Origin of the sequence: Nonomuraea sp. NPDC050680, from assembly GCF_040654555.1 — a bacterium.
In the GTDB taxonomy this organism is placed as follows: domain Bacteria; phylum Actinomycetota; class Actinomycetes; order Streptosporangiales; family Streptosporangiaceae; genus Nonomuraea.
The window spans coordinates 1,421,048-1,437,217 of sequence record NZ_JBFAIF010000001.1; the positions used below are offsets into that span (position 1 = coordinate 1,421,048).

The 16,170-nt window shown below is 71.3% G+C and carries 12 protein-coding genes; 8 read left to right on the forward strand and 4 right to left on the reverse strand.

Translation table 11 applies throughout. The annotated features are described in order from the left end of the window. The first annotated feature begins 20 nt into the window (after window positions 1-20). The 4 genes from AB0H88_RS06515 to AB0H88_RS06530 are packed head-to-tail and all read left to right on the forward strand — an operon-like array spanning window position 21 to window position 7,264. Window positions 21-3,068 (forward strand): FtsX-like permease family protein, encoded by a 3,048-nt coding sequence (locus AB0H88_RS06515; RefSeq protein WP_357641921.1) that lies wholly within the window; start codon window positions 21-23, stop codon window positions 3,066-3,068. After that, entirely contained in the window at window positions 3,065-5,665 is a 2,601-nt protein-coding gene (locus tag AB0H88_RS06520; protein WP_357641923.1) for an FtsX-like permease family protein, read from the forward strand. Before AB0H88_RS06515 ends, AB0H88_RS06520 begins: the two co-directional genes overlap by 4 nt. After that, window positions 5,662-6,570 (forward strand): ABC transporter ATP-binding protein, encoded by a 909-nt coding sequence (locus tag AB0H88_RS06525; protein WP_357641925.1) that lies wholly within the window; start codon window positions 5,662-5,664, stop codon window positions 6,568-6,570. The genes AB0H88_RS06520 and AB0H88_RS06525 overlap by 4 nt, the downstream gene beginning before the upstream one ends. Beyond that, complete coding sequence (locus tag AB0H88_RS06530) at window positions 6,560-7,264, forward strand: ABC transporter ATP-binding protein (RefSeq protein ID WP_357641927.1); 705 nt, start codon at window positions 6,560-6,562, stop codon at window positions 7,262-7,264. The genes AB0H88_RS06525 and AB0H88_RS06530 overlap by 11 nt, the downstream gene beginning before the upstream one ends. On the opposite strand, the gene AB0H88_RS06535 is transcribed toward AB0H88_RS06530, so the two are convergent. Continuing rightward, complete coding sequence (locus AB0H88_RS06535; protein ID WP_357641929.1) at window positions 7,254-8,447, reverse strand: MFS transporter; 1,194 nt, start codon at window positions 8,445-8,447, stop codon at window positions 7,254-7,256. The genes AB0H88_RS06530 and AB0H88_RS06535 overlap by 11 nt on opposite strands. A 76-nt stretch (window positions 8,448-8,523) precedes the next feature. On the opposite strand from AB0H88_RS06535, the gene AB0H88_RS06540 reads away from it, so the two are divergent. Further along, complete coding sequence (locus AB0H88_RS06540) at window positions 8,524-9,051, forward strand: MarR family transcriptional regulator (protein WP_357642022.1); 528 nt, start codon at window positions 8,524-8,526, stop codon at window positions 9,049-9,051. 75 nt (window positions 9,052-9,126) lie between these two features. Here AB0H88_RS06540 and AB0H88_RS06545 read toward each other — a convergent pair whose 3' ends face one another. The 3 genes from AB0H88_RS06545 to AB0H88_RS06555 form a co-directional block, all read right to left on the reverse strand. After that, window positions 9,127-10,284 (reverse strand): epoxide hydrolase family protein, encoded by a 1,158-nt coding sequence (locus AB0H88_RS06545; RefSeq protein ID WP_357641931.1) that lies wholly within the window; start codon window positions 10,282-10,284, stop codon window positions 9,127-9,129. A gap of 199 nt (window positions 10,285-10,483) precedes the next feature. Then, on the reverse strand, window positions 10,484-11,455 hold the full coding sequence (holA, locus tag AB0H88_RS06550; RefSeq protein ID WP_357641933.1) for a DNA polymerase III subunit delta: 972 nt from the start codon (window positions 11,453-11,455) through the stop codon (window positions 10,484-10,486). A gap of 57 nt (window positions 11,456-11,512) precedes the next feature. Continuing rightward, window positions 11,513-12,970 (reverse strand): ankyrin repeat domain-containing protein, encoded by a 1,458-nt coding sequence (locus AB0H88_RS06555; RefSeq protein WP_357641935.1) that lies wholly within the window; start codon window positions 12,968-12,970, stop codon window positions 11,513-11,515. A 255-nt stretch (window positions 12,971-13,225) separates the two neighbouring features. On the opposite strand from AB0H88_RS06555, the gene AB0H88_RS06560 reads away from it, so the two are divergent. The 3 genes from AB0H88_RS06560 (at window position 13,226) to AB0H88_RS06570 (ending at window position 15,768) form a co-directional block, all read left to right on the forward strand. Continuing rightward, complete coding sequence (locus AB0H88_RS06560) at window positions 13,226-14,170, forward strand: helix-turn-helix transcriptional regulator (protein ID WP_357641937.1); 945 nt, start codon at window positions 13,226-13,228, stop codon at window positions 14,168-14,170. 402 nt (window positions 14,171-14,572) lie between these two features. Continuing rightward, window positions 14,573-14,881, forward strand: coding sequence for a hypothetical protein (locus AB0H88_RS06565; RefSeq protein ID WP_357641939.1), 309 nt, complete (start codon window positions 14,573-14,575; stop codon window positions 14,879-14,881). 101 nt (window positions 14,882-14,982) lie between these two features. After that, window positions 14,983-15,768 (forward strand): phosphotransferase, encoded by a 786-nt coding sequence (locus AB0H88_RS06570; protein WP_357641941.1) that lies wholly within the window; start codon window positions 14,983-14,985, stop codon window positions 15,766-15,768. Window positions 15,769-16,170 lie beyond the last annotated feature (402 nt).

Genomic DNA, 16,170 nt, shown 5'->3' on the forward strand with positions numbered 1-16,170 from the left:
AAACGGGGCAAGGGGGGCACATGCGGGGGCCGTTGGTCGTCAAACGGGCGTTCAGCGAGCCGCTGCTGTTGCTGGCCGCGTTCGGGTCGATCCTGCTGGCCACCACGACCCTGGTCGCGCTGACCATGTACGCCTCCACCATCGCCGAGGTGGGCGTGCGCCGCACGATGGAGACCGCGCCACTGGGCCAGGTGGCCGCGACCATCGCCGCGCCCGTCACCGGCGAGACCTTCCCGGCGCTGGACCGGGCGATCCGCGCCGAACTCGCCAGGGCCTACGCGGGCGCGCCCGCCGCCATCACGACCGTCTTCCGCTCCGACTCCTACGTCCGGCCGGGCCAGGAGAGCCGCAAGAGGCCCGAACTGCTCAGGTTCGGCAGCTATGACGGCCTCGACACCCACGCCAGGCTGATCTCCGGCACCTGGCCGAGCGCCACCGAAGCCAAGAAGGTCGAGGCCGCGATCTCCCTGTCGGCGGCCACGGCGACCGGCGTCAAGGCGGGTCAGGAGATCACCACCGAAGGCCGCCTCGACCACAAGGCGGTCAGCGTCCGCATCACCGGCATCTTCCAGCTCAACGACCCCTTCGGCGACCGCTGGACCGGCGAGCAGCTGCTCACCAGGGGTGTCGAGACCGGCGAGTTCACCACCTACGGCCCGCTGATGGTCTCCCGCGAGACGTTCCTGAGCCGCTTCGCCACGAACGTCAACGCCACCTGGACCGCCGTCCCCGACCTGCGCACGCTGTCGCCGGAGCAGCTGCGGCCGTTCGCCGGCCGGGTGACCGAGCTGCGCGACCGGCTCCGCGCGAACGGCTGCCCGAGCTGCACCGCCACCAGCCGCCTGCCGGAGATGCTCGCCCAGCTCGGCACCGCCGCCCTGGTCGCCCGCTCCACCATGCTGATCCCGGTCCTGCAGTTGCTGCTGCTGGCCGCGTACGCGCTCATGCTCACCGCCCGCCTGCTCGCCGACCACCGCCGCATGGAGGTGGCGCTGCTGCGCTCGCGCGGCGCCGGCACGCTGCGGCTGGCCGCGCTGGCGGGCGGCGAGGCGCTGCTGGTGGCCGTCCCGTGCGCGATCGTCGCGCCCTTCCTCGGCCCGCCGCTGCTGGCCCTGGTCAACGCGCTGCCCTGGATCAGGGCCTCCGGTGTACGGCTGGCGCCCTCGCCCGACCTGGGCACCTTCGCGGTCTCGATCGGCGTGGCCCTGGCCTCGGCCGTACTCCTCATGCTCCCGGCCCTCGCGGGCGCCCGGCGTACCTACGTGGAGGAGCAGTCGACGCGCGGCCGGAGCAGCGGGCGAGGGCTGATCGAGCGGGCCGGGGCGGACCTGGCGCTGCTGGTGGTCGCGGGGCTGGCCATCTGGCAACTGCGGCGCTACGGCGCGCCCGTCACCGCGACCGCCGCCGGCGACCTCGGCATCGACCCGCTCATCGTCTCGGGCCCGGCCCTGGCGCTGCTCACCGGCGGCATGCTGGGCCTGCGCCTGGTACCGCGCGTCTCGAAGCTGGCCGAGCGGATCACCACCAGGCGGCCCACGCTCGCTCCGGCGCTCGGCGTCTGGCAGGTCAGCCGGCGACCCCTCAAGTACGCGGGGCCCGCGCTGCTGCTGACCATGGCCATCGCGATCGGCATCGTGTCCATGGCCACGGCCGCCACCTGGCGCGGCTCCCAGCAGGACCAGGCCCGCCATCAGGCCGGGGCCGACCTGCGGCTCTCCGGGCCGCCTGACGGTCCCGAGCTGGGCACGTTCGGGCGCGGCACCGCGTTCGGCGCGCTGCCGGGCGTCACGACGGCCTCACCTGCCTTCCGTGGCCCGGTCCAGCTCAGCGGCGAGGGCGCGGTCCTGCTCGGCCTCGACGCCGGCAAGCTCGACCGGATCTTCCAGCTGCGGCCCGACCTGTCGGCGCGATCGGTCGCGGAGATGGCGCGGGTGCTCGGCTCGGGCCGGCCGCGAGGCGCCCCGCTGGAGCTGCCGGGCCGGCCCACGACGCTCACCTTGGGGGCCCGCACCGACGCCGCGGTGGCGGTGCGGATCATGGTCTCGGACGCGCTCGGCGTTTGGCGCGAGCTGTCCCTGGGCCTGCTCCATCCGGGCGACAACCAGATCGACCTCGACCTCACGGAGGCGGCCGGGCGGACCGGGAAGATCGCCTACCCGCTGTCGGTCCGCGGCCTGGTCGCCAATCCGCCCGAGAGCGGCAGCGCGCAGGTCACGGTGACCGGTCTGAGCGCGAATCGCACGATCTCGCTTAAGGCGACCGGATCACAGCCGGTCGCGGTCTCCTTCGGCGAGTTGTCCGGCCCGCTGCCGGTGGTGCTCACCACCGACCTGGCCGCCTCGCTCAAGCTCTCGGCGGGCCAGGTGGGCCGGGTCAACCTGGATCGGCGGATCGTCGAGGTCAAGGTCGCGGGCCTGGTCGACCGGATGCCGACGACCGCCGCGGACCAGCCCGCCGTACTGGCCGACTGGGCCACCTTGCAGGCGTACGGGCTGGCGGCGGGAGAGATCCCCAGACCGGCCACCGAATGGTGGCTCGCCGCCCACGACGGCGACACCGGACCCGCGCTCGCGGCGCTGCAGAAGCGGCCGGAGTGGGACGTCACCGCGGTCGACCAGCGCGAGCTCGCCGAGCGGCTGCGGGACGACCCGCTGGCCAGCGGGCTGCAGGGGGCGCTGATCCTGGGCTTCGCGGCGGCGCTGGCGTTCGCGGCGCTCGGCTTCGTGGTGAACGCCACCGTCGCGGCGCGGGAACGGATGGCCGAGTTCACGATCCTGCGGGCGCTCGGGGTGAGCCACCGCCAGGTGTTCGGGCTGCTGGCGGTCGAACAGGCGTTCGTCATCGGGCTGTCGCTGGTGGCGGGCACTGCGCTGGCGGTCGTCGTGGGCGTCCTGGTCGTGCCGCACATCGTGCTCACCGGGCAGGCCGCGGCCGTCACGCCGGACGTGCTGCTCGACATCCCGTGGGCGGCGACCGCGGCCATGCTGGCGCTGGTGGCCGCGGTCCTGCTCGGCATCGTCGCCGCACTGGCCCGCGGCCTGCGCGGCCAGCGTCAGGAGGACCTGTGAGGATCCCGCGCCTGGCCCAGGTGTATCTGGGCGCGATGGCCATGCTGTCCCTGCTGACGTTGAGCGCCTGCCTGCTCGTGGCGGGGCTGCCGCGAGTGTTGCAGGGCTCCTACGACGAAGCGCTCCACCGGGCCCTCCAGGACGCGTCCGCGCAGCAGGCCGACCTGACCGTACAGACGAGGTCGCGCGGATCGGAGAACGACCTGCACGAGCCCGGCCAGTTCGCCTCCAGGGACGCCCGGCTCCGCTCGCTCGTGCCACCACAGCTGCGGCCGCTCGTCTCGGCCCCCGGCCAGATGAGCGCGAAGACGTACGACACGCCGGTCCACCTGTCGGGCGGGCAAACCTACATCAACCTCGCCTGGCTGTCGGACAGCGAGCGGCGGATCGAGTGGGTCGACGGCCGGGCGCCGGGCAAGCCGGGGACCCTGCGCTGGAGCGGGACGGAGATCCCGCTGTTCGAGGTCGGCATCGTGGAGGAGGCCCGCACCACGATGCCGCTGAAGATCGGCGACGTGCGGATCCTCGGTGAGAGCGACTACGCCGCCGTCAAGATCGTGGGCGTGTTCAGGGCGAAGGACCCCGGCGCCCGCTACTGGAGCCACGACACCGACGTCCTGCACGTCACGCAGGTCCAGCCGCCCGGCAAGCTGGAGCTGGAGAGGCGCACGACCGCGCTGATCCCGGCCGCCGGCCTGGCCGCCCTGAGCGGCGCCGACCGCAACCTGATCTACAGCTGGGTCCTGCCGGTCGATCCCACCGCGGCCGCCTCTCTCGACCTGCCCGAGCTGCGTGCCGCCATCGAGGACTACGGGCACGTGGTCACCCTGCAACCGGCGGGCGCCGACAGCCAGTACCGGCTGGAGACGGAGCTGCCGGGGCTGCTGGACAGGTTCGGGACCGCACTGGGCACCGCGCAGACCGTGATGTTCCTGGTGCTCGGCGGCCTGCTGGTCGTGGCCCTGGGGGTGCTCGTGCTGGCCGTACAACTGCTGGCCGAGCGGATCGATCACCCGCTCGCGCTGGCGCGGGCGCGCGGCGGATCGCTGCGGCAGGTGGCGGGTGCCGGTGCGGCGCTCGTGGCGATCGCGGTGGTGCCCGCCGCGCTGGCCGGGTGGGGGCTGGCCTTTCTCGTGCCGGGGCCGGTGCCGTGGATCGCCCATGTGGGGCCCGTCCTCGTGCCTCTCACCGCCGTCGGCTACGCGGCCGCGCGGCTGGCCGTGACGCACCGCACGCCTCTGCACGAGCGCCGCGACGACGTGGCCGCCGCCCGCCCGTCGGCCCGGCGGATCACCCTGGAGGTGCTGGTCGTCGGCCTGGCGCTGGCCGGCGCGTACCTGCTGCGCACCCGCGGTCTGACCACCGGCGGCCAGGACCCGTTCCTGCTGCTCGTGCCAGTAGCGCTGACGGTCGCCGCCGCACTGATCACCATCCGCTGCTATCCCCTCCCCCTCAAGCTGCTCGTACGCCTGGCCGCACGCGGCCGCCTCGCCGTGCCCTTCCTGGGCCTGACCAGGGCGGCCCGGGCCAGATCAGCCAGCGTGCTGCCGGTGCTGATCCTGCTGCCCGCGCTGGCCGTGTCGGTGTTCGGGTCGGTGATCTCCGGTGAGCTGTCCACCACGCAGCGCCTGGCGTCCTGGCAGAGTGTCGGCGCGCCGATCAAGCTGACCTCGCCCGTGGAGCTGCCGCCAGACGCCATCGAGCGGGTGCGGAAGGTGCCCGGCGTACGCCTGCTCGTGCCCGCGCAGACCGCCACCGCGCAGATCGGCTACGGCGGCGAGCGGGCCGAGGTCATCGCCGTCGACGTGGCCCAATGGCGGCGGCTGCTGGACGGCGCGCCGATCAGCGTGCCCCTCACCGCCTCGGGAGTCTCAGGGATCCCGGTGCTGGTCTCCCAGGAGCTGCGCGGACGCGGCACGTTCGAGATCGCCTGGTACGAGCGGATGAAGGTCACCACGGCCGGCGAGATCGCCTCACTGCCCGGCTTCTACCCGCGCGGCAAGTTCATCGTGCTGCCCTTCGCGACGAACAAGCGGCCCGGCGTCAACACCCTGCTGATCAAGGGCGAGGCGGATCACGCGGCGCTGCTGGCGGCCACCGGACAGCCCAAGGCCGAGCTGATCTCGCAGGAACAGGCCCGCGCCGCGATCGAGGACGACCCGATGACCGGCACCGTCCAGAACATCCTGCTCATCACCGCCGTCGCCCTGGCGGTCTACGCGCTCATCGCCGTGCTGGTGACGCTGGTGATCGGCGCGGCCGACCGGGCCAGGGCGCTGTCGTTCCTGCGCACGCTGGGGCTGTCGGACCGGCAGGCGCGGAGTCTGACCGTGCTGGAGATCCTCCCGCTGATCCTCATCACCTCGCTCGCCGGGCTCGCGCTCGGCCTCGGCCTGCCCGCGGCGCTCGGGCCCGGCATCGACCTGTCCGCCTACACCGGCGACCTGCCGGTCGGCGACTACTCCGCCGATCCGGTCATGCCGGTCGTCCTGGCGGCCGGGCTGGCCGCCGTGGCCGTGCTCGGCACCTACGCGCACACCGCCATCAGCCGCCGCCGCAGCCTCGGCGCCGTACTCCGAGTGGGTGACCTCGCATGAGTCCAACGTTGTCCGAGCTGGAAGCCAAGGCCGCCGAGAAGAAGGCCGCGTTCGGCGGGGACGCGCACATCGTGTGCGACAACCTGGTGCGCATCTACAAGACCGAGGGCGTCGAGGTGGTCGCTCTGCAGGGCCTTGACCTGCTCATCCAGGAGGGCGAACTGGTCGCCGTCGTCGGCGCCTCCGGGTCGGGCAAGTCGACGCTCCTGAACGTGCTGTCCGGCCTGGACGTGCCCACGGCGGGCGTGGCCAGGGTGGCGGGCACGGACCTGCTGTCGATGACCGCGAAGGACCGGCTGCGGTACCGGCGCGACATCGTCGGGTTCGTCTGGCAGCAGACGGCGCGCAACCTGCTCCCGTACCTCACCGCGCACGAAAATGTCGAGCTGCCGATGAAGCTGGCGGGGAGGGCACGCCGGAGCCGCGCCGCCGAACTGCTGGACCTGATGGGCGTCGCCTCCTGCGCGAACCGCAAAGTGCCCGAGATGTCCGGCGGCGAGCAGCAGCGGGTCGCCATCGCCGTCGCCCTGGCCAACACCCCGCAGCTCGTCCTGGCCGACGAACCCACCGGTGAGCTGGACAGCGAGACCTCGGAGGAGGTGTTCGGGGCGCTGCGCAAGGCCAACGGCGAACTGGGCGTGACCGTGGTCATCGTGACCCACGACCCGCTGGTGTCGGAGCGCGTCGATCGTACGATCGGCATCCGCGACGGGCGTACCAGCAGCGAGACGCTCCGCCGCGAGGGCGTCGCCGAGGAGTACGCCGTGCTCGACCGCGTGGGACGGCTGCAGCTGCCCCGCGACTTCATGAACGCCCTGGACATGGAGCGCCGGGTGCGCCTCGAGCTCGAATCGGACCACATCGGCGTGTGGCCGGCCCGAGAGGAGCCCTCCAATGAGCAGTGAGCCCCTGGTCGTCGTCGAAGGGGTGCGCAAGGTTTATCGCACCGGGCCGAAGGAGGTCGTGGCGCTGCGGGAGGTGTCGTTCTCGGCGTACCCCGGCGAGCTGATCGCCATCCGCGGCCGGTCGGGGTCCGGCAAGACGACCCTGCTGAACCAGATCGGCGGACTCGACCGGCCCGACGCCGGGCGCGTCGTCGTGGCGGGGGCCGAGGTGACCTCCATGTCCGAGGACGACCTGCTGGCGCTGCGCCGCGACGTGGTGGGGTTCGTGTTCCAGTCGTTCGGGCTGATCCCGGTGCTGTCGGCGGCCGAGAACGTCGGCGTGCCGATGCGGCTGGCCCGCACCCCGGTCGCGGAGCGGGACGCCCGCGTGCGCGTGCTGCTCTCCCTCGTCGGGCTGGAGCAGCACGTCAACCAGCGGCCGTACGAGCTGTCGGGCGGCCAGCGGCAGCGGGTGGCGATCGCCAGGTCGCTGGCCAACCGGCCCCGGCTGCTGGTCGCCGACGAGCCCACCGGACAACTCGACTCGCAGACCGGGCGGCAGATCATGGAGCTGCTGCGCGCCCTGGTCCGCAGTGAGGGCGTCACCGCGCTCGTCGCCACCCACGACCCGAGCCTCATCACGCTGGCCGACCGGGTGCTGGAGATCAGCGACGGAGTCCTGCGGGAGGCCGCGCCCCTGGAGATCAGCGACTGAGCCCTGCGGGGGGCCGCGCCCCTGGGGAGCCGGTCGCTGGAGGCTTGACGGACGAGATCGCGGCCAGGTTCGCCACGGCCACGGCGACCGCTCCCGTCAGCAGCAGCCCGGTCATGCCCACGAGGCCCGCGAGCGGCGCCGCCACGGCCAGCCCGAACGGCCGCGACGCGAACGAGATGAGCTGATCGAAGGCCCGCACCCGGCCCAGCGCGCCCTCGGGGATCTCCTCGGCGACGACGGTCTCCCACAACGGGCTGAGCAGCCCGAGCCCGAACATCGCCACGAAGTACGCCGCCGCGATCAGCACCACGTTCGCCGACACCGCCAGCGCCACCAACGGCAGCAGGTACAGCGCGGCGGCCACCTGGACGACGACCAGCGGCCGGCGGACGGGCAGCCTCGGCACCAGGAACACCCCCGCGACCAGGCCGACCGTGCCGCACTGCACGATGAGCACCCAGCTGGCCTCGCCGCCGAGGTGCTTGACCGCGGTCAGCGGGCCGAGGGTGAGGAACAACCCGGCCATGAAGTGCCATACGCCGTGGCCGAGCACCGACTTGAGGAACCACGGCCGCGTCTTGACCTCGCGCCACCCCTCGGCCAGGTCCTTGGCGAAGGTGTTCCGGGCTCTCTCGGGCTGCTTGGCCGTACGAACTCCGCCGAGGGTGAGCGCCGAGCAGGCGAACAGCGCGGCGGTGAGCAGCGCCGCCCACCCCGGGCCCGCCACCAGCACCACGCCACCCGACAGGGCGGGCGCGAGCACGCTGGACGTGCTGGTGGCCACGCCGATGCGGGCGTTCACGCGTAGCCGCTCCGGGCCCGGCACCACGGCCGCGACCAGCCTCGGTACGGCCGGCATGCCGAACGCGATCGCCACCCCCGCCACCGCGGACAAGATGGCCAGGTCGAGCACGCGGCCGACGCCCATCAGCAGCTCGATCCCGATGGCGACCTGGGAGAGGCCGCGGACCAGGTCGGCCACCAGCGCCACCCGCTCGGGCCGGAACCGGTCGGCCAGCACCCCGCCGACCGGGAGGAGCAAGAGGAGGGGGATCAACTCGCAGGCCAGTACGACGCCGAGGGCCTCGGCCGAGCCTGTGGTGCGCAGGACGGCAAGGGTGAGGGTGGTGGGGATCAAGGCGGTGGCCAAGGCGGAGATGGCTCGCCCGAGCAGAAGTCTCATGGGAGGGGAGATTAATTCGCTGGCTAATGTTTCGTCAACTAAATACTTGCTGGCTTAGGATTGGTGGGTGGACTCGATGAACGCGGGCGACTCGGCGGACTCCGGCTCCGGCTCCGGCTCCGGAGACTCTGTTGATCGGCATCTGGCGCGGTGGCGGGGCAAGGCGCCGTACGACGAGCGGGTGGAGGGGGTCGTGACGCGGATGCAGTTCCTCGTCAAGCACCTGCGGCAGACGAAGGAGGCGGCGCTGGCGGAGGTGGGGATGCAGGACTTCGAGTTCGAGACGCTGCATCGGCTGGTGGCCAGCTCGGGCTCCGCGACGCCTTCGGAACTGGCCGCGGAGCTGATGCTGTCGCCCGCCGGGATGACCGGCCGCCTCGACACGCTGGAGAAGTCAGGCCTGGTGCGCCGCCTGCGCAGCACGGACGACCGCCGCCGGGTCGACGTGGAGCTGACGGACCGGGGGCACGAGCTGTGGACGGAGGCCATGCGGATCCGGGGGGAGGTGGAGGCCGCGATGGTCTACGCGCTGGATCCGGCGGAGCAGGCGACCCTGGACGGCCTGCTCAAACGCCTCCTGGTGAACGTGGAATCCACCCGCTGACCCTGGTCAGGTGCGCCGGGGTTTCGCGGAACCGCAGCCGGTCAGGTGCGGCGGAGTTCGCGGAACTGCAGCCGGTCAGGTGCGGCGGAGTTCGCGGAAGAAGCTCGTCAGCTCGTCCTGGAGAAGGGCCGGCTCCTCCAGGGGCAGGAAGTGGCCGCCTCTGCCGGGCTCGCTCCAGTGCCGGATGTCCGTGAGGGCCCGCTCGGCGATCGTCCGCGGAAAGCCGGCCATCACCGGCTCGTGGCTCAGCGTGACCGCCGCGGGCACGGTGATGGGCGGCCGCGCGGAGTTGTGCTCGAAGTCGAAGTATTGCCTGAACGAGGTGCCGATCGAGCCCGTCGCCCAGTAGAGGGTGAGGATCGTCAGCAGGGTGTCCCGGTCGAAGCGCGTCTCCACCTCGCCGTGACAGTCGCTCCAGTCCCGGTACTTGTCCACGATCCAGGCGGCCAGCCCGACCGGCGAGTCCAGCAGCGCGGCGGCGATGGTGTCAGGCCGCGTGCCCATGATGGCGCTGTAGCCGGCGTCACCCTCGTCATAGACGGCTTCCGCGTCGAGGAACGCCTGCTCCTCCGCCGACAGCGGCGGAACCTCCAGCGACGCCGGGAACGGCGGATGGATCAGGTGAATCCCGATCACCTGCTCCGGATAGAGCGCCCCCAGCCACCCGGTCGCCGCGCCGCCGATGTCACCGCCGAACGCGCCGTAACGCTCGTAGCCCAGCACCTCGGTCATCAGCGCGTGCAACGTCCGCGCCATCGCCGCCCTGGTCAGCGGCTCAGCGGGCAGCTCGGAATAGAGGAAACCGGGCATGGACGGGATCACCACGTCGAACGCGTCATCCGGATCGCCCCCGAACCGTCCCGGATCGGCCAGCCTGGCCGCCAGCGGCAGCATCTCCACGAAGCTGCTCGGCCACCCGTGGCTCAGCAGCAACGGCATGGGCGCGGGCCCGTTGCCGGGGATCTTCAGGAAGTGCGTGCGCGTGCCGTCGATGTGCGCCATGCCGTGCGGCAGGGAGTTCAGCTCGGCCTCACGTGCCCGGAAGTCGAAGCCCTCGGCCCAGTAGCCGACCAGTTCACGTAGGTAGCCGGGATCCGCGCCGCCGTGCCACGTCCGCTCCCCTCCTGGGTCCCCGGGCCGCGTGGGGTCGCCGAACCGCGTGTTACGCAGCCGGCTCCGCAGGTCGTCCAGCACGTCGTCCGGCACCTCAATACGAAACGGCGACCAGCTCACATATCCTCCACCAACCGACAGGAGGCGCCCATCGCCCTCCGACGCTTCGCGACCTTACCGGGGCGCCGACTGCTGGCCCATCGGTTATTGGGGCGGGTTGTCAGCTACCGGCCCGTACGATTCCGGGGCGTCGGCTACCGGCTCGTACGGATACCGGGGTCGGTGTCGGCTACCGGCCCGTCCGGTTCCGGGGTGTCGGCTACCGGCCCGTACGGTTGGCGACGATCACCTGCACCGTATGTTCGAGCGCGTACGCCGGGTCGGCGCCGCCGCCCTTGACCTGCTCGTCCGCGTCGGCCACCGCCTGGATGGCGCGGGACAGGCCCTCCGGACCCCAGCCGTTCAGCTGCCGCTTGACGCGGTCGATCTTCCACGGCGGCATGCCCAGGTGGCTCGCCAGCTGCCCGCCCCTGAGGTTGCGCGGCGCTCCGCCGACCTTGGCCAGGCCCCTCAGCCCACCCGCCAGCGCGCTCACCAGCAGCACGGGGGCCACCCCGGTGCCGAGCGCCCAGCGCAGCTGCTCCAGCGCCTCGGCCAGCCGCCCTTCGAGCGCCGAGTCGGCCACGTTGAACCCGGTGACCTCCGCCCGCCCCTTGTGATAGCGGGCCACGGCCGCCGCGTTGATCGTCTTGTCTTCCGTGTCGAACACCAGCTGGTTGCAGGCCGCGGCCAGCTCCCGCAGATCGTTGCCCACCGCCTCGAGCAGTGCCTGCGCGGCGTCGCTCGAAATGCCGCGCCCCGCCCGCTTGATCTCGCCCTTGACGAAGTCGAGCCGCTCCCCGGCCTTGGTGACCTTGGTGACGGTGACGACTTGCGCCCCCGCCTTCTTGACCCCGTCGACCAGCGCCTTGCCCTTCACCCCGCCCGGATGGACCAGGATGAGCACGGTGTCGTCAGAGGGATGCGCCGCGTACTTCACGACCTCGGCGATGACGTCCTTGACGAGATCCTGCGCGGACCGGATCACCACCACGGAACGATCGCCGAAGAGCGACGGCGAGGTCAGCTGGGTCAGCTCCCCCAGCGCCACCTTCCCGCCGATCAGATCGTGCACCTCCGCACCGCCCTCGGCCGCCCGCGCCGTGGCGATCACTCCACTGACCGCCCGCTCGGCCAGCAGCTCCTCGTCGCCGACGACCAAGGTCACGAGTGCTGGGTCTGTTGCCGCCATGTCGTGCAGCATGCCATGCGACACCGACAAGCCGGTACTCGACGACGACGCTTCCGATCACGTCGTACTGGACCCTCGCCCCAGACTTCGCAGGTAGGCCGCCACGCGGTGGTTGCCGCCATGCTCGGCCCAGCCCAGCGGGGTCGCGTCGTAGGCGATGTCCTTGATCGCCGGGTCGGCGCCGAGCTCGATCAGTGTCTCGGCCGTCTCGACGTCGTCGTTCCAGGCCGCCGCGTGCAGCGGGGTGGATCGACGCAGGTGGTTCACGTCGAAGCCGAGACCGGCGAGCAGCCGTACCGCCGCGGGCTTGCGCTGCTCGGCCGCGCTGACGATCAGCCCGGGGAATCGGGCGAGCGCCCGCGCGAGCGGTTCCGGGCCGAATCCGGCCACCGCGTCGGCGTCGGCGCGCATGCAGGCGGCGGTGAACGCCTCCATCTCGTCCAGCACCGCCGAAGCGCCTGCCGCGGCGAGCAGTTCCGCGACCTCGGTGTGCCCGTTCAGCAGGGCGAGCTCGTAGGGCGTGCGTCCGCCGTACGCCGGATGCCCGCCCACGCCGTTCACCTCCGCGCCGTGTGCCAGGAGCAGCCGGGCTCGCCGCGGGCCGCCCCGCAGCGCGGCGGTGGCCAGTTCGTCGCGCAGCATCTGCTGCGGGGACTGCAGCGTCGGCCCCAGCCGGGCATGCCACGGGCCGCCCTCGCCCCGGCCCAAGCCGAACTCCAGCAGCAGCTGAAGGTGGGCGGTGTCGTCGGAGCAGGCACCGCCGAGCCCGAGGTTGTAGAGCGTCTGGCTGTCGTTGGGGTCCGCCCCGGCCTCCAGCAGCAGTCTGGCCAGCGCCAAGCCCTGTGGATGCGGTGGCTCGTGGCCCTCTCCTCCACCGAATGCGCCCGTGAGCACGGTGAACGGCGAGGTCAGCCCGTCCCACAGGAATCCGGCGTTCGGATCGGCGCCATGGTCGAGGAGGAGCCCGGCCGCTGCCACGTACCGGCCGGGAGCGTTGAGCCGCGCGTAGACCAGGTACAGCAGCGGCTCCCACCCGAAGGGGCCGCCCTGCGTCCGGGCGAGCCGCGGATCTTCGGCCAGCACGTCGGCCAGCGCATCGGCCGAGCCGGTGACCGCCATGGTGAAGACGTTCGCGGTGGGCAACCGCGGATGCCGGGCCAGCAGCAGGTCGGCGTCCGCGGTCCGGCCCGGGTGGTCCGTGCCGTAGGTGAGGCAGGCGAGCCGCAGGAACTCCGCCGGCAACTCCTGGCTCGGTGGGACCCGGTGCGGTGAGCGGGAGTAGCGCTCGACGGTGCCGAGGTGTTCTTTCAGCCTTGGCCAGCTCGCGAAGCCGTACATGCGGGCGGTGACGAGCTGCGCGTCGGCCAGCCTGAGCGTCTCGGGCGGCCGGGGATGGAACTCGGCGACGAGCCCGAGCGCCTCGGGAACTCCCGCCTTCACCCGCTGAAGGAGCGTCTTGCCCTGCTTGCGGAGCCGTTCAAGGCTGGGATTGTCGGGCAGGCGATGGATGGGCACGAGGGCCTCCTTTCCGTCTGGCCTGGCGTCCGCATGATCAGGCCGGAAAAGAGGTCGGGCCGGGTCGTTCGAAGAGCATCAGGTGGGCTTAGCCCTGTCCGCGGACCGGTGGCGCCCTGAGCGCGCACCCCCCAGCCTACGCCGACGATCACGCCGTCTACCGCTCACCGGGCCGTCCGGTCGCCCGTAGTGACAGCGGAGCATCTGAAGCAAGCAACGGTCACATCCGGATTAACCGTACTCAATGGTTTCTCCATGATTTTCAAGAAACCCTACAGACGTGAGGCCGAACTCGGGCGTAGCTTCGAATCAACTTCATCGCCCGAGCCGAGGTGGCCCATGACAAGTCACAGCACAATAATGGAAGCGCGAATGTCGCTCGCCGTCAGGCTCAAGGATTTGCGCACCACCCACACCGATGGCGGCCGGCGAATGACCGGCGAACGCCTGGCCGAGGCCATGGGGTGGCGCGGGCGCAAGTCCCGCATCTCCAAAATCGAGAACGGCCAGCAGGTCCCGAGCGACGACGACATTCGCGCCTGGGCCACCGCCTGCGGAGCCGAACACGAAATACCCGACCTGCTCGCCGCCGCCCGCCATATCGACACGCTCTACACCGAATGGCGCCGCCTGGAGCGGAACGGACTGGGCCAGGTCCAGGAGACGTTCATCCCGCTGTACGAGCGCACGACCCGATTACGCGTGTGGCAGCACTCCACGGTCCCCGGCCTGCTGCAGACCGAGGCGTATGCCCGCGCCCATCTGTCCACGATCATCGCCTTCCGCGGCATAACCGATGACCTGGACCGAGCCGTGGCGGCGCGCATGGCGCAGCAGCAGTCGCTCGGCGGCGTACGGCGCTTCGTGTTCGTCCTCGGCGAGCAGACGCTGCGCACCCCCATGGTGAACCCCACAGGAATGAACGCCCAGCTCGACAGGCTGGCCACCTATACCCGGGACAATCCCTACGTCAGCCTCGGCATCCTGCCGTACAGCCGCAAACCACCCGTCATGCCGCCGGAGAACTTCTGGCTGTACGACGCCACCGAGGTCCGGGTGGACGGTGTGGCCGCGCAGTTCCGGATCAAGAAACCGGACGATGTCGCCGTCTACGAGAAAGCGTTTACCGCACTGGCTGAAGTGGCCGTTTACGGGCCACTCGCGCTGTCGTGTATCGACGCGGCTCGCCCAGATCTTTAAGAAACTTTTCGAAACTTACTTGAGCGGCCACAACGCTGATTCGTACCTTCGAGTCGGACCACTTCGCGGCGGCCGGAAGGCTCACGGACTTCCAAAACCCCGGCCGCCGCAAGCAAGCACCACCTCCGTGAGGAAGTCGCTGTGTCCCCCACCGCCTTACCTGCGGGCACCTCCGCACACCGGCCCGCGTTACCTGTGAACATCTCCGCACGTCCGATCGCACTACTCGCGGACACCACCGCACACCCATCCGCCCTATTCGCGGACACCACCGCACACCCATCCGTATTACCCGCGGACACCACCGCACACCCATCCGTATTACCCGCGGACACCACCGCACGCCCATCCGCACTTATCCGCGGACACTTCCGCGCGTCCGCCCACAGCTGGAGCACGGCAATGATCCCCCTGCTGGACCCGTCGGCCCTGACCCACCCGTGCGACCTCATCAATCAGGGCCTGCTCGATCAGTCGGTCGAGCGATTCGCACGCGCCCACGGCACCGACGACCTGGCCGGGGAGGCGCTCCGCCCCGTGGCCGAGCCGGTCGGCGCCAGCGCACAAACCCCGCGCACCCCCGCTCCCCCGCTCGACGCTCTCCCGCTCGACGCTCTCCCGCTCGACGCCGAACTGCGGATCTCAGACGGCAGACGCGGTCAGTGGGATTCGGGCTGCGCCGACGACTCCGGAAATGGAGGATTACGATGACCCGGCAGCAATGGGAAGACCTCCCGGCAAGCGTGCGCGAAACGGTAGAACTCGAGTGCGGCGGCCCAGTCATCAAGGCGGAGCCCGCCGGCGAAGGCACTATGCCCGGACTCTCGGCCCGGCTCCAGACCGAGAACCACAGCGTGTTCATCAAGGCCGTCGAGGCCTCCGGACCCGCTGCCAAGGCGCACCGTACGGAGTCCTGGACGGCGAACGTGCTGCCTGAGGAGACTCCCGCACCCCACCTGCTGTGGCGAGGGCAGCAGGACGGGTGGCTGGTGACCGTGTTCGAGTACATCAACGACAACAGCCGCCACGTCGACCTGACACCCGGCTCCCCCGACCTGCCCGCCGTCCTGGACACGGTCTCCCTGCTCGGCGCCCTGCTCACGCCCTGTCCCAGGGGAGCGGCGCCGGTCATCGACAACATCCTGCCGCTCCTGGCCAAGCACTCCCACCTGCGCGACAAGGGCGTCCCGGCGGACCGCGACCTGTACGACACCGCGATCGAACGCTTCGAACCACGCGACCTCCGCGGCAACACGCTGCTCCACTACGACCTCTGCTCGAACAACATGCTCATTTCGCAGGGGCGCGTGTACGCGATCGACTGGTCGTTCTCCGCTCGGGGCGCGGCCTGGATCGACGCGGCCATGCTCGCCCCCCACCTCGTCGAAGCCGGGCACACCCCAGCGGAGGTGGACGAACTGCTGTCCCGCGTACCGTCGTGGTCGTCCGCGCCGCCCGACGCGGTGATCGGGCTGGCCGCCCTGTGGACGCGATTCCGCACCTACAAGGCCCGGTACGGGCCAGAGGAGAGGCGCGAGTTCCGGGCCAGGACGGCGGACGCGGGGAGGACGTGGCTCACGTACCGGCAGTCCCTGTGACGTGCCGAGCCACTGACGTGCCGAGCCACTGACGTGCCGAGCCACTGACGTGCCGAGCCACTGACGTGTCGATCCACCGACGTGTCGAGCCACTGACGTGTCGATCCACCGACGTGTCGATCCACCGACGTGCTGCGCCCTGTACGCGCTGAGCCGTCTTACATGCTGAGCCGTCTTACATGCTGAGCCGATGACCTGCTGAGCCCGCGCCGGAGGCGCCCGCCCAGACAAGGGGCGCTCGCCGGGAGGGGGGCGAGCGCCCTTCGCCTGGGCGGGCGCCTTTGCTTTGGCGCCCGCCTTTGCTCTGAGAGGGCATTGCGCGAGTTGATGCCCCTTTTGTCCTTTGCCTTGGGGAAGGCGGGCTGGTCAGGGCGTTATCAGCCGGGCTGGGGGCGTGGCTGA

Coding starts and splice junctions, on each gene's coding strand:
- AB0H88_RS06515 (WP_357641921.1), top strand. CDS start 21: ATGCGGGGGCCGTTGGTCGTCAAACGGGCGTTCAGCGAGCCGCTGCTG.
- AB0H88_RS06525 (WP_357641925.1), top strand. CDS start 5,662: ATGAGTCCAACGTTGTCCGAGCTGGAAGCCAAGGCCGCCGAGAAGAAG.
- AB0H88_RS06530 (WP_357641927.1), top strand. CDS start 6,560: ATGAGCAGTGAGCCCCTGGTCGTCGTCGAAGGGGTGCGCAAGGTTTAT.
- AB0H88_RS06535 (WP_357641929.1), bottom strand. CDS start 8,447: ATGAGACTTCTGCTCGGGCGAGCCATCTCCGCCTTGGCCACCGCCTTG.
- AB0H88_RS06540 (WP_357642022.1), top strand. CDS start 8,524: ATGAACGCGGGCGACTCGGCGGACTCCGGCTCCGGCTCCGGCTCCGGA.
- holA (WP_357641933.1), bottom strand. CDS start 11,455: ATGGCGGCAACAGACCCAGCACTCGTGACCTTGGTCGTCGGCGACGAG.
- AB0H88_RS06560 (WP_357641937.1), top strand. CDS start 13,226: ATGATTTTCAAGAAACCCTACAGACGTGAGGCCGAACTCGGGCGTAGC.
- AB0H88_RS06565 (WP_357641939.1), top strand. CDS start 14,573: ATGATCCCCCTGCTGGACCCGTCGGCCCTGACCCACCCGTGCGACCTC.
- AB0H88_RS06570 (WP_357641941.1), top strand. CDS start 14,983: ATGCCCGGACTCTCGGCCCGGCTCCAGACCGAGAACCACAGCGTGTTC.